Raw genomic sequence first — 12,994 nt, 5'->3', positions numbered from 1 at the left:
TCAAAAAAACATTGCGAGGTGCTTGATGAAAATCATAAAAATTTCTTTATACAAAGTTCCGCCCCGCTGGCTGTTTTTAAAAATCGATACGGATGAAGGCATTTCCGGATGGGGAGAGCCTGTCGTGGAAGGCCGTGCTGAAACTGTTAAAGCAGCAGTTAACGAACTGACTGATTATTTGATCGGGAGAAATCCGAACGATATTGAAGATATCTGGCAAACGCTTTATCGAGGTGGATTTTACCGTGGGGGCCCAATTTTAATGAGCGCCATTTCCGGCATTGAGCAGGCACTATGGGATATAAAAGGAAAATACTTCGATATTCCTGTATACCAAATGCTCGGCGGCAAAGCACGTCAAAAAATTAAAGTTTACTCATGGGTCGGAGGAGATAGACCGGTGGATGTAGTTGCTGCCGCAATAGAAAAACAGAAAGAAGGCTTCCTTGCTGTCAAAATGAACGCATCAGAAGAAATGAATTACATAGATAGCTTTTCGAAAGTAGAAGCGGTCATCGAACGCGTTGCTTCAATCAGGGAAGCGGTTGGCAAGGACTTTGGGATCGGTGTGGATTTTCACGGGAGGATTCATAAAACGATGGCAAAGGTGATTGTGAAAGAACTCGAACCATACCGTCCAATGTTCATTGAAGAACCGGTGCTCCCGGAAAACAATGAAGCACTTCGTGAGATTGCCTGGCATACTACGTGTCCGATTGCGACGGGAGAAAGAATGTATACGCGCTGGGGCTTTAAGCAGCTACTTCAAGATGGTTATGTCGATATAATTCAGCCGGATCTGTCTCATACAGGTGGTATTTTAGAAGGGAAAAAAATTGCCGCAATGGCAGAAGCGTATGATGTAGCAATTGCGCCGCACTGCCCGCTCGGTCCGATGACTCTTGCTTCATCCATTCATTTGGACGCAACGACACCGAATTTCATTATTCAGGAGCAAAGCCTTGGTATTCATTACAACGAAGGCATGGACATTCTCGATTATATGAAAAATCCAGAATTATTCGATTATGAAAATGGCTATGTGAACATTCCGGATAAACCGGGCCTTGGAGTGGAAATTGATGAAGAAAAAGTGAAACAGGCAGCAGAGACCGGACATAATTGGAAAAACCCAATTTGGCGTAATGAAGACGGGAGTATCGCTGAATGGTAATAAAAGGAGGAAAAATAATGGACTTTCATGGCATCGTTCCACCGGTAGTCACCTTATTTGATGAAACTGGGAACTTGGATTTGGAGTTGAACAGAAGGTATATCGACCTATTAATCTCACGGAATATTGACGGTATTTTGTTGATGGGTAGTTCAGGTGAGTTCTCCTCACTTACGACTGAAGAAAGGAAATTATATGTACGCGAAATGTTAAAGCACATTAACGGACGAGTGCCAGTTATGGTCGGAGTCGGGCATACCGCATTAAAAGAGGTGCATGAACTGACTTCTTATGCAGAAGAGCATGGAGCGAACGGCGTTCTCGTAGTAAACCCATATTACTGGAAGCTGTCTGACGAGCAATTATATCGACATTTTTCCAGCGTAGCGAATCATACTAATCTGCAAGTTTTCATTTATAACATCCCGCTCTTGACCGGACAAAATTTATCAATCGAATTGATTAAAAAATTAGCCCAAGATCATTCCAACATAGCAGGTATTAAAGAGACGGTCAGTGATTTCGGGCACCTTCGTCAAGTGCTCACGGAAGTGAAGAAAGTTCGCAGTGATTTCAAAGTCTTCTCCGCGTTTGACGAGCATTTGCTTCCGGCTCAAATGATTGGTGCAGCTGGAAGCATTAATGGAAGCGCTGTCTTTGCCCCGGAAATATCCGTACATTTATATGAATCGTATCATAAAGGGGATCTCGCTGAAGCCCAGAAAAATCATCAAGTGATTTCAAAACTGATGGATGTGTACAATTACGGTCCGACATTTTTTACAGCCATGAAAGAAGCTGTTCATCAGCGCTGGTTTGACGTTGCGGCTGGACACCGTGCCCCATGCGATGTATACCCTGCTGATTTGAGTGACAAAGTAGCTGCTCTCTTAAAAAATATTGATATGAAAGAAGGCGTCCAAAAATGAAAGAATCACGTGACTTGCTCGAACAATTAGGCTACCCATCTACTGATCTTAAAGAACTTCCTACATCAACGAAAACATTTCCGGATGGAGCTCAATACCGCATTGAACTACCAAGTGTAGAAGGTCCAGCTGCCCTAAAAGAAACATTGAAAGAAATTGACCGACTCGGTTTGACTATTCACCGGATATCCCAGGGCAGCGGCATCATGCTTCAAACGGATGAAGAAATTAAAGAAATGTGTGAAATGACAGCAGAGCGCGGCATGGAGCTCAGTTTGTTTGTCGGCCCCAGGGGTTCATGGGATGTCAGTGCGGGACCGCTTACGCCAGGAGGTAAATCTCAGGGAATCCGCCATGAAGGATCGGACCAGCTTGTTTATGCAATGGAAGACTTGAAAAGAGGAGCTGCACTTGGTCTTCGCGGTGCGTTAGTTGCGGATGAAGGACTCCTACTTTTAACGAAAGAAATGAAAAAATACGGACAGCTTCCGGAAGACTTTGTTGTTAAAGTATCGGTTCAAATGGGTTCAGCCAATCCAGTATCCGTTAAATTAATGGAAGACATCGGAGCGGATACCTACAACGTGCCACCTGCATTAACGCTGTCTAAACTTGCAGCGATCCGACAATCAATAAACATTCCAATTGATTTATATGTTGAAGTTCCGGATACCTTTGGAGGCTTTCTTCGCTATTATGAAATACCGGAAATTATCCGTGTATTGGCGCCTGTATACATTAAATTTGGTCTGCGTAATCATCCTGATGTATACCCTTCAGGGAAACAATGGGAAAGTACGAACATCTCACTCGCTCAAGAACGTGTACGCCGTGCCGCAATTGGTATTCAAATGATCGAACGATACTATCCTGAAGCAAAAACATCGAAACTCGGTGCAGAAGGGCTCGGTATTGCAAAAATTGAAAAGGCAGCAGCGAAATAGATGTCTGGTATTACAATAAAGGAGTTGAGCCCGAATGACCTTTAAAATATTATTAACGGATTACGAATTTGAACATTTGAAATATGAAGAAGAGGTTTTTCAAGAAAGCGGTCTGGATATCAATTTCATCAAAGCGCAATGCAAAACTGAAGAACAAGTTATGGAGCAGGCAAAGGAAGCGGATGCAATTTTAAATCAATATGCTCCTATCTCACGCCGAGTCATTGAGTCGCTTGAAAACACGAAAATCATTTCCCGCTATGGTGTTGGCGTCAATACAATTGATCTCAATGCGGCTAAAGAAAAGGGGATCACTGTCGCCAATGTACCGGATTATGGCATGGAAGAAGTTTCGAATCATGCATTGGCACTTTTACTTTCGTCGGCGCGGAAAGTGACACTGTTAAACAAGGAAGTGAAAAAAGGTAACTGGGACTTTAAAGTGTGTGTCCCGATTCACCGTTTTAACGAACAAACGGTTGGGGTTCTCGGCTTTGGCCGGATTCCGCGCCGTTTCATTGAAAAGGTGAAACCGCTCGGCTTTAAAACCGCTGCTTATGACCCTTTCGTATCGGCGGCAGACATGGCTGCTGTCGGGGTTCAAAAAATGGATCTCGACGAAATTATAGGCGAAGCCGATTATTTGTCGATCCATGTACCCTTAATTGATGATACATACCACCTGATCAATGAGGAGCGCCTTAAACAAATGAAGAGTAACGCGGTCATCATTAACACGGCACGTGGACCGATTATCGATGAAAAAGCACTTTCCTATGCACTTGAAAAAGGGATAATTGCAGGTGCTGCACTTGATGTGACAGAAAATGAGCCGGTCCGAATCGATAGCCCGCTACTCACAATGGACAATGTCATCATTACGCCGCACAGCGCCTGGTATTCTGAGGAAGCGATGGTTGAACTTCGTCAAAAAGCAGCAAGAAATATCGTTCAGGTCTTAAAAGGGGAAAAAACACCATACGCATTAACCTTAGAAAGGGGAAAAATATGAAAATAGCAACTTTTTCCGTGCAAACCGAACAGCACATCGGTCTTGTTAAAGATGATCAAATTATCAGCTTAACGGCTCTCGGTCCAGAAGAATTTCCTGCTTGCATGAAAAAATTTATAGAACGAGGAAGCGAGTTGCGTTCACGTGCTGAACAGTTAATCGAGCAACGGGTAAATGACGATGCAATATTCAAACTGTCAGAAGTAAATATCCTGCCGCCAATCGCAAAGCCGGATAAAATCATTTGCGTAGGACTTAACTATTTTGATCATTGCAAGGAAACCGGGATGGAGACTCCTGAATCACCGGTCATTTTTTCGAAATATGCTAATGCTATTGCCGGACATAATGATGCGATTGAAATCCCGATTAATTCAACCGAGGTCGACTTTGAAGCAGAGCTTGCGTTTGTCATTGGTAGAGAAGCGAAACATGTGTCAGAAGAAGAGGCGGATGACTACGTCTTTGGCTACACGATTATGAATGATATCAGCGCCCGAGATTTGCAATTTCAGGACGGTCAGTGGTCAAGGGGCAAAACGGCGGATACATTTGCTCCATTTGGTCCTGTTATCGTGACAAAAGATGAAGTGGGTGACCCCCACAATCTAGCGATTTCGCTCGAATTAAACGGTGAAATTATGCAGGATTCAAATACAAGCAACCTAATTTTTACGGTTCCGAAAATCATTTCATTTTTATCACAGTCCATGACGCTAATGCCAGGTGATTTGATTGCAACTGGCACGCCACCAGGCGTTGGAATGGGAAGGAATCCGAAAATCTGGTTGAAAAACGGTGACCGGATGAACGTCAGCATTGAGAAGATCGGTACGCTTTCTAATCACGTAATAGCATGATAAGAGAAAGAAGATGATGACATGGATGTTGTAACCATCGGAGAAACAATGACAGTGTTTACCCCGAATGAAGAAGGACCGCTTCGCCACGCCAGATCTTTTTCGATGAAGTTTGGCGGTGCGGAATCCAATGTCGCGATCGGGTTAAGCCGACTCGGTCATAGCTCACGCTGGATTAGCCGTCTCGGTGAGGATGAATTTGGCGATGCCATGCAATCGTTCATTCGCGGAGAAGGCGTTGATGTCTCTTATGTAACAAGAGACCCTGATGCGCCTACCGGAGTCTTTTTTAAAGAATTCAGACGGCTGAATGATACTCGAGTTTATTATTACCGGAAAGATTCGGCCGCTAGTAAAATGACGGCGGAATTACTAACTGATCTTGCTATCCAAGACGCCGCTTATCTCCATATTACGGGGATTACCCTTGCACTAGGGAATTCTTGTCAGTCGCTCTTGGATAAAGCGATCCGCATTGCTAAGGAAAACGGAACAAAAATCGTCTTCGATCCGAATATTCGCTTGAAAATATGGGGTGATGAAAATGAAGCACGTCACATCATAACAAAGTACGCCTCGAAAAGTGATATCGTCATGCCTGGGGTGGCCGAAGCCGAATTTTTATTCGGCTCCCATACTCCGGAGAAATTTGCCGATCATTTTCATGAACTCGGTGTCGAAACAGTTTTACTTAAATTGGGTAAAGAAGGCTCTTTAATTTCAGCCCCGTCTGTACCGAAAACATACGTTCCTGGATTCTATGTGGAACGGGTCGTGGATCCCATCGGTGCTGGTGATGCTTTTGCATCCGGTGTACTTTCCGGTCTGCTTGATGGACTGCCGCTAGATGAAGCTGCAAGGCGTGGAAATGCCATGGGAGCAATGGCAACGATGGTAAATGGCGATGTTGAGGGTTTGCCGGCCCGTGCCGACCTCGCTTTGTTCATGAGTGGCGGCGCTGATGATGTGAAGAGGTAGAAAGGTGGAAAAAATGACTAAACTTGAAGAGCTTAAACATGGGAAGCTGGTCGCCGTCATTCGCGGAGCACGCCCCAATCAAATTATACCAATCGCCCGGGCCCTGAAAGAGGGCGGCATCCGAACGCTAGAAATAACAGTGGAAACTCCCAAAGTGTGCCATTTGATTGAAAGAGTGAAAGAGGAGTTCGGTGATGATATCATAGCGGGTGCCGGTACAGTATTGGATCCTGAAACGGCCCGTGCGGTAATAATGGCAGGGGCGGAATTTATCTTTTCTCCAACCGTCAATGTCAAAACGATTAAAATGGCGAAGCGCTATGGCGTTATTAGCATCCCAGGTGCGCTCACACCAACCGAAATATTGACTGCTTACGAGAATGGAGCTGACATCATCAAAGTTTTTCCGGCAGATGCATTGGGTGTTAGTTACTTTAAAAATCTTAAAGGGCCGCTTCCTCACATCCCTCTAATGCCAACTGGCGGTGTCAACCTTGACAACCTCGCTTCATTTTTTAAGGCAGGGGCCATCGCTGCGGGAGTTGGCGGTTCATTGATCAATCCTGCGAAATTGATTACAGGTGAAGATTACACCAGGCTGACAGAAACGGCAAAAAAATTCTCGGCTATCGTACAAAAAAGCTAATGCAGTCCGACTCTTATATTCATATCAATTCAATAGCCGCTGGAAATTAAATTAAAGACAAACCAGAAAGGGGAAAAGTGCTATGTTACTAGAAAAGTACAGTAATCTGCAGGGTATTCTCCAAAAAATGGAGTCGGTTGTGGTCGCTTTTTCAGGAGGGGTGGATAGCACGTTTTTGCTAAAAGTCGCTATTGATACTCTGGGTTATGATAATGTGTTAGCCATTACAGCAGATTCGGAAACCTATCCGTCGAGTGAATTGAATGAAGCCATTATGCTAACAAAATGGATTGGTGCCAACCATCGTGTCATTCAAACTTCGGAGTTGGCCATTCCTGGATATAAAGAAAATAATCAGAATCGCTGTTACTTTTGTAAAAGTAGTTTATTTGACCATCTGCTTCCTATTCTTGAAGAATATGAATTTAATAATATTATTTATGGAGTTATCGCTGATGATGCTAACGAATTTCGTCCAGGCATGAAAGCAGCTAAAGAAAAAGGAATCAGGGGACCTCTTCTAGAAGCCGATTTATTCAAAGAAGAAATAAGAGTATTGTCCAAGCAAGCCGGATTGCCAACCTGGGATAAACCGTCATTTGCTTGCCTATCCTCACGAATAGCATATGGCGATATCATTACGAAGGAAAAATTGACCAAAGTTGATAAATCAGAGGCTTACATAAAATCACTGGATATTCATCAGGTAAGAGTCAGGACCCATGAGGATACTGCCCGAATTGAAGTTGAACCCGATGATATGCCGCGAGTGCTTCAATACCATGTGGCGATCACGAAACGGCTGAAGCAATTTGGTTATAAGTATGTATCAATGGATCTCACAGGCTATACAAGCGGAAGTATGAATATAGCGCTTAAAAAGGAAGAAATGTTATGATTGACGATATTTTGGAGCAGGTTCAAAAGGGTTCATTGACAGTTGCGGAAGCGAAGGGAAAACTTGCATCCTATGAAAATTTAGGGTTTGTAAAAATCGATCATCATCGTAAAAGGAGACAAGGCTTTCCCGAAATTGTGTTTGGGGAAGGGAAAACAGCTGAACAAATTTTAACGATTGTCCAATCGCTGCGGACAAGGAATGATTCTGTGCTTGTGACTCGTATTTCTCGGGAAAAAGCGGTATTTGTACAAAAAGAATGTAGTGATTTTGAGTATAACGAGATTGCACGGACACTTGCTTGGGTTAAAGAAAAGCCGAAATCCGTTGATTCATATATTGCAATTGTGTGCGCCGGGACATCAGATTTGTCCGTTGCTGAAGAAGCTGCCGTGACGGCCGAAACTCTAGGTATTCCAGTAAGACGTATATACGATGTAGGTGTTGCTGGACTGCACCGCCTTCTTGATAATATTGACGAGATACGAGGGGCTACGGTATCAGTTTGTGTTGCGGGGATGGAAGGGGCACTTCCAAGTGTGTTAGGAGGCCTTGTTACGAATCCAATTATTGCTGTGCCGACAAGTATTGGTTACGGTGCTAATTTTAACGGTTTATCGGCACTTTTATCGATGCTCAATTCCTGTGCGTCGGGTGTAAGTGTGGTGAACATAGATAATGGATTTGGTGCAGCCTACAATGCAGCCATTATATACAAACTCGTACATAAAAAGGAGGTCAATTGTGATGAGGACTTTATATTTTGACTGCTTTTCCGGCATAAGCGGAGATATGGTTATTGGTGCGTTGATTGATGCAGGTGCAGACCCTGTACAAATGGAAGAAGAGTTAAAAAAGCTGAACATAGATGAAGAATATAATCTGTCATGGGGGAAGGTCGTCAAAAATGGCATTACGAGTACTAAATTTGATGTCATTCTTACCAGAAAATCAGAGCAAACACATGAACATAGCCACAGCCATGGACAAGAACACCATCATGGACAAGGACACCGTCATGGACAAGAACACCGTCATGGACATGAACAAAGTCATGGACACAGTCACAGTCATGGACACAGTCACAGTCATGGACACAGTCACAGTCATGGACACAGTCACAGTCATGGACAAGAACACAGTCATGGACAAGAACACAGTCATGGACATGAGCACAACCATGGACAAGAACACAACCATAGCCATGAACATGAACACAGTCATGGACATGAACACAACCATAAACATGTACCTCACAACCATCACGGCAGCCGTACCTACAAACAAATTGTAGAAGCTATCAATGAGGCGAACTTTAATGAATCGGTAACAAACATGTCACTCGCCATTTTTAAGAAGATTGGTGAAGCGGAAGGGCACATACACGGGCTTCCTCTTGATAAAGTTCACTTTCACGAGGTGGGAGCGGTAGACTCAATAATAGATATAATCGGGGCTGCAATTTTAATCGATCAGCTAGGTATTGAATCAGTTCAGTCATCAGCCATTCCAACGGGATCTGGACATATACATATTGATCACGGAATATATCCTGTTCCTGCACCTGCCACTCTTGAAATATTAAAGGGGGTACCGATTGCCTCAAACGATATTCGTTCTGAATTAGCAACGCCGACCGGTGCTGCCATCGCTGCGGTTTTAGCTGGAAATTTCGGCTCGCTTCCACCCATGACTGTCGAATCGATTGGCTATGGTGCGGGAACAAAAACATTCGAAAATCATCCGAACGTCCTACGCATTATTATAGGGGAGATCCAATGAAGCGCCCACCTGATCATGAGCATCTTGATGAACAAATGGTGAAAATGGAAGTGAATTTAGATGATATTTCCGGTGAATGGCTTGGGCATGTAATGGATTTGTTGTTTGAATCAGGAGCAAATGATGTATTTTATACACCAATCTTTATGAAAAAAAATCGACCGGGGGTATTATTGCAACTTCTCTGTTCACAGCAGGTGATTTCGAAAATGAAGAAGATATTATTTGCTGAAACGACGACTCTCGGTATTCGCTACTACCCTCTTACCGTGCACCGGCTTGAGCGCTCTTTTTTCAATGTGAATACTCAATGGGGGGAAGTGACGATGAAGAGAGGGATTCATGAGGGATTGACCTTGCAGCAGGCACCTGAATATGAAGATTGCCGTAAAATTGCCGTACAGAACAATATACCTCTTAAAAGGGTGTATGAAGAAGTGTGGAAGTGTCTCGGGGAGGTGGTAGAGAAATGAGTTTGGTGTCGATTCTTACATTTGGATTCATATTAGGGATAAAGCATTCGTTAGAGCCGGATCATGTTATTGCGGTAGCAACCACGGCAGGAAATACGAAAAAATTATCGCGTTCCACTCTAACGGGGGTGTATTGGGGTATAGGCCATACATGTACGCTGTTTCTTATAGGTATGATGTTCATTTGGATGAAAGGGGAGATTCCAGAGTCGTTAAGCATGACGCTGGAATTCGGTGTTGGCATTATGCTTGTTATGCTAGGGGCGAAAAGTTTATTTAAAGCTAGCCCTAATATCACGAACGACAAAGATAGATTTCGCCCTTTTTTGGTATCTGCTTTAATTGGGTTCGTCCATGGTCTCGCGGGCAGTGCCGCAATGGTCATTCTAACGATGTCGACCGTAACCGGAATAGGCCAAGGGTCCATCTATATAATAATATTTGGCGCGGGAACCATTATTGGCATGCTGTGCTTTACAACTTTACTAGGCATACCGTTTGCTTTGAATGGAAAGGACATCGTTTTAAACCGAATCTTCATCAAGCTGGCGGGAGCTATAAGTTTTTCATTCGGACTTTATTATATATACAAATTGGGTGTAACAGAAGGTTTGTTTGCGCTCTGGGCTAATTGATTTATTTTATAAGCATGACTGAAATCTCAGGCTGTCTGTAACCCATGGACAGTCTCTTTTATTTTTATTAATTCATCAAAACCAATATTAAGTAGACAATATGTCTTCTAGGAGGTTTCTCAGAAAGAAAAGGGCCACAACTGACAAAAAGGCTTGTCTTAATGGGCACACTTCAATGGACATGTCCAAGCAAATTTCTGGGTATATTGTAATGGATATGAATCTCCTATTCTGCAATTATTTGTAGTTGGAAGAAGGGATGGACAATAAAAATAAGACCCCATGACACTGCTAAGCCATTTTTTTAAGAATGGCAGTGTCGTAGGATCTGTTAGTATTTTTATATAGAAAGTCACGAAATCTAGGTTTTGCTGTAGCCGTTAGGCAGAAATGCGTTTATTTTTCCGTTGAAGAATCCATATTTCTATTGCACCGGAGCCAAGCAATACTCCTGAAACAATGAATATAAGTCCAATGAAATGTGCAGGAACTATGGCTTCATTAAGGAAAAATGCTGCCCCTAACAAAGAGAATAAGGTGTTTAAGTTAAGAAATATCGATGATTCGGCTGCGCCTACCTTACCAATGGCATAATTATAGCTCATGTGCCCAAGGGCAGTGGCAAAAATAGCGGAGAACAAGAAAGCTCCCCAGATGGATGGCGGTGCCGTTGCCAGTGAAGATAAGCCCTCTGGTTCCTTCCATAAGCTGATGGCAAAAAGAATAAAAGACCCGATAAGCATCATGTAGCCGGTTAATAATCGTGGATCCATTGTTTTTGAGGCTTTATTAATGAGTATGAAACTCAGTGCCTGTGAAAGAATGGAAAGGAGAATATCCACATCTCCCAGATTAATAGAATGAAGTCCTCCACTTCCTGCCATAACGGTAAAACTCACGCCCAGAGCACCGCATATAAAGCCAAGAAGCCGGATTAAAGTGGGCTTTTTACGAAAGAATATCATGGTCAAGATGACAGTCAATATTGGCCCCATGCCCAGAATCAGTCCAGCATTCGAGGCTGAAGTCTTCGTCAATCCCTCAGCTAAAAAATAATGATGAAAAACGACACTCAAAAGTGCTCCTCCAAAAACGTAAAGAAGTTCACTTTTTTTAGGAAGACGTATTAATCCAAAGAAGAAAAGAATAATAATGACGATAAGAGAAGCAGTAAAAATTCTCAATGAAGTGATCGTTACTGGCTGCGTATGCGCTACTAAAATTTTAATAACTGAGACATTTAACCCCCACGTGATCATTATTCCGGTAAGTAAGATGTATATTTTCAAAAAACTCATTCCAAACAACCTTTCAAACTTATTTAACAATTGATATATTATACAACTTTCACTAAATTAATAGCAAAGAGTAAAATTTGATTGAAAGCCCAAGGATGAAAAATCAGAAGCTCTTAATCATTAAAAAAAGAGGGAAGAAATAACCCCTTCTGATTTACCTTAATATGGTTTTTTATCATAAATTTAGCTGAAATATAATCAAATAAAAATAAAATTACAAATTATCTAACTTTTCTATTGTTTTTGGTAGGGTTTTCATTTACAATTTCCTTATGATTTACCAAACCGGTTTAGTAATTAACTAAATCGATTTAGCAATAAAGCTTAATGAAAGTGATATGATCAAATGTTTTTCTTTTTATTTGTGATTGTTCGAAAGAAGGAGGTACTGTATTGTCATCAAAATATGGTGTTTTAACGCTGGGCGACGCCATGATTACGCTAAATCCGGAAGAAACAGGACCTTTAAGATTCGTAACCCGTTTTGAGCGAAAAGTAGGAGGCGCAGAACTGAATTTTGCAATTGGCTGTGCAAGGCTAGGCATGCGGGCAAAATGGATAAGTCGTTTAGGCAAGGACGAGTTCGGCAGAGTTATCTATAATTTCGCTCGTGGGGAAGGCGTGGACATGAGTGATGTTGCCTTTGTAAATGGATATCCAACATCCCTTAACTTTAAAGAAATCCGGGAAGATGGATCCGGAAAGACATTTTATTACCGCTATCAATCTCCGATTTTAACTTTAAAACCGGAAGATATAACAGAAAAGATGTTTGAAGAGATTGATATAGTCCATCTTACTGGAGTATTTTTGGCTATAGATCCCCAAAATGTGGATATTGCCAAGAGGGTAATGGACATTGCAAAACAAAAAAATATACCTGTTTCCTTTGATCCGAATATTCGCTTAAAGCTATGGTCAATCGAGGAAGCAAGATCAGTTTATTATGATATTTTTCCATATGTTGATATTTTGCTTACAGGTTTGGATGAAATAAGATTGATCATCGGAACTGACTCAAAAGAATCTTTGGCAAAATTCGCGAAGGTGAATGACATTGATCAACTTGTCATCAAGGACGGGAAACATGGTTCAAAACTATATACCAAAAATGAATGGCATGAAAAAGAAGCCTTCCCTGTTATACCCCTGGACACTGTTGGAGCGGGAGATGGTTATGATGCCGGCTATATTTACGGATATCTTCATGGCTTATCCATTGATGAAAGATTAACATTCGCAAATGGTGTAGGAGCTCTTGTCACAACTGTTGCTGGGGACAATGAAGGATTACCGTATTTGGATGAAGTAATGCCTTTCATACAGAATGAGGCCGTTATAGAAAGATAGATGACTGAAAGAAAC

Annotated in this window: 14 protein-coding genes; 13 read left to right on the top strand and 1 reads right to left on the bottom strand. The window is 42.3% G+C overall.

All coding sequences use genetic code 11. The features are described from left to right. Positions 1-25 precede the first annotated feature (25 nt). The 12 genes from dgoD to ACSR9O_RS14880 all read left to right on the top strand — a co-directional run bounded on the left by dgoD (position 26) and on the right by ACSR9O_RS14880 (position 10,331). Positions 26-1,174, top strand: a complete 1,149-nt coding sequence (gene dgoD, locus ACSR9O_RS14935; RefSeq protein ID WP_230175865.1) for a galactonate dehydratase — start codon at positions 26-28, stop codon at positions 1,172-1,174. Between the two features lie 17 nt (positions 1,175-1,191). Continuing rightward, positions 1,192-2,103 carry a dihydrodipicolinate synthase family protein gene (locus ACSR9O_RS14930; RefSeq protein ID WP_260357784.1) on the top strand — a complete coding sequence of 304 codons (912 nt, stop codon included), beginning with the start codon at positions 1,192-1,194 and terminating at the stop codon, positions 2,101-2,103. Beyond that, the gene (locus tag ACSR9O_RS14925) at positions 2,100-3,047 is read left to right on the top strand and encodes a U32 family peptidase (RefSeq protein ID WP_230175867.1); all 948 of its coding nucleotides are present in this window, start codon (positions 2,100-2,102) and stop codon (positions 3,045-3,047) included. The genes ACSR9O_RS14930 and ACSR9O_RS14925 overlap by 4 nt, the downstream gene beginning before the upstream one ends. 34 nt (positions 3,048-3,081) lie before the next feature. Beyond that, entirely contained in the window at positions 3,082-4,059 is a 978-nt protein-coding gene (locus ACSR9O_RS14920; RefSeq protein ID WP_491724622.1) for a C-terminal binding protein, read from the top strand. Continuing rightward, on the top strand, positions 4,056-4,919 hold the full coding sequence (locus tag ACSR9O_RS14915) for a fumarylacetoacetate hydrolase family protein (RefSeq protein WP_491724621.1): 864 nt from the start codon (positions 4,056-4,058) through the stop codon (positions 4,917-4,919). The genes ACSR9O_RS14920 and ACSR9O_RS14915 overlap by 4 nt, the downstream gene beginning before the upstream one ends. 21 nt (positions 4,920-4,940) lie before the next feature. Continuing rightward, positions 4,941-5,897: a sugar kinase gene (locus ACSR9O_RS14910; RefSeq protein WP_491724620.1), complete on the top strand. Its 957-nt coding sequence runs from the start codon at positions 4,941-4,943 to the stop codon at positions 5,895-5,897. A gap of 13 nt (positions 5,898-5,910) precedes the next feature. After that, positions 5,911-6,543, top strand: coding sequence for a bifunctional 4-hydroxy-2-oxoglutarate aldolase/2-dehydro-3-deoxy-phosphogluconate aldolase (locus ACSR9O_RS14905; protein WP_101225487.1), 633 nt, complete (start codon positions 5,911-5,913; stop codon positions 6,541-6,543). 82 nt (positions 6,544-6,625) lie between these two features. Further along, complete coding sequence (gene larE / locus ACSR9O_RS14900) at positions 6,626-7,441, top strand: ATP-dependent sacrificial sulfur transferase LarE (RefSeq protein WP_491724619.1); 816 nt, start codon at positions 6,626-6,628, stop codon at positions 7,439-7,441. After that, on the top strand, positions 7,438-8,208 hold the full coding sequence (larB, locus tag ACSR9O_RS14895; RefSeq protein WP_063593702.1) for a nickel pincer cofactor biosynthesis protein LarB: 771 nt from the start codon (positions 7,438-7,440) through the stop codon (positions 8,206-8,208). Before larE ends, larB begins: the two co-directional genes overlap by 4 nt. Next, a complete protein-coding gene (larC, locus tag ACSR9O_RS14890) occupies positions 8,189-9,223 on the top strand; it encodes a nickel pincer cofactor biosynthesis protein LarC (protein WP_491724618.1) in 1,035 nt (344 codons plus the stop codon). The genes larB and larC overlap by 20 nt, the downstream gene beginning before the upstream one ends. After that, positions 9,220-9,696: a nickel pincer cofactor biosynthesis protein LarC2 gene (gene larC2, locus ACSR9O_RS14885; RefSeq protein WP_137017611.1), complete on the top strand. Its 477-nt coding sequence runs from the start codon at positions 9,220-9,222 to the stop codon at positions 9,694-9,696. The genes larC and larC2 overlap by 4 nt, the downstream gene beginning before the upstream one ends. Then, positions 9,693-10,331, top strand: a complete 639-nt coding sequence (locus ACSR9O_RS14880; protein ID WP_260357778.1) for a DUF4833 domain-containing protein — start codon at positions 9,693-9,695, stop codon at positions 10,329-10,331. Before larC2 ends, ACSR9O_RS14880 begins: the two co-directional genes overlap by 4 nt. Before the next feature lie 380 nt (positions 10,332-10,711). Here ACSR9O_RS14880 and ACSR9O_RS14875 read toward each other — a convergent pair whose 3' ends face one another. Continuing rightward, positions 10,712-11,629 (bottom strand): DMT family transporter, encoded by a 918-nt coding sequence (locus tag ACSR9O_RS14875; protein ID WP_101225455.1) that lies wholly within the window; start codon positions 11,627-11,629, stop codon positions 10,712-10,714. A 393-nt stretch (positions 11,630-12,022) separates the two neighbouring features. Between ACSR9O_RS14875 and ACSR9O_RS14870 the strand changes: the two genes are divergently transcribed. Next, on the top strand, positions 12,023-12,979 hold the full coding sequence (locus tag ACSR9O_RS14870; protein ID WP_101225454.1) for a sugar kinase: 957 nt from the start codon (positions 12,023-12,025) through the stop codon (positions 12,977-12,979). Positions 12,980-12,994 lie beyond the last annotated feature (15 nt).

This window comes from Peribacillus sp. B65 (assembly GCF_058513295.1).
The sequence above is the reverse complement of the archived record's forward strand: the minus strand, read 5'-3'. Positions and strand labels throughout refer to the sequence as shown.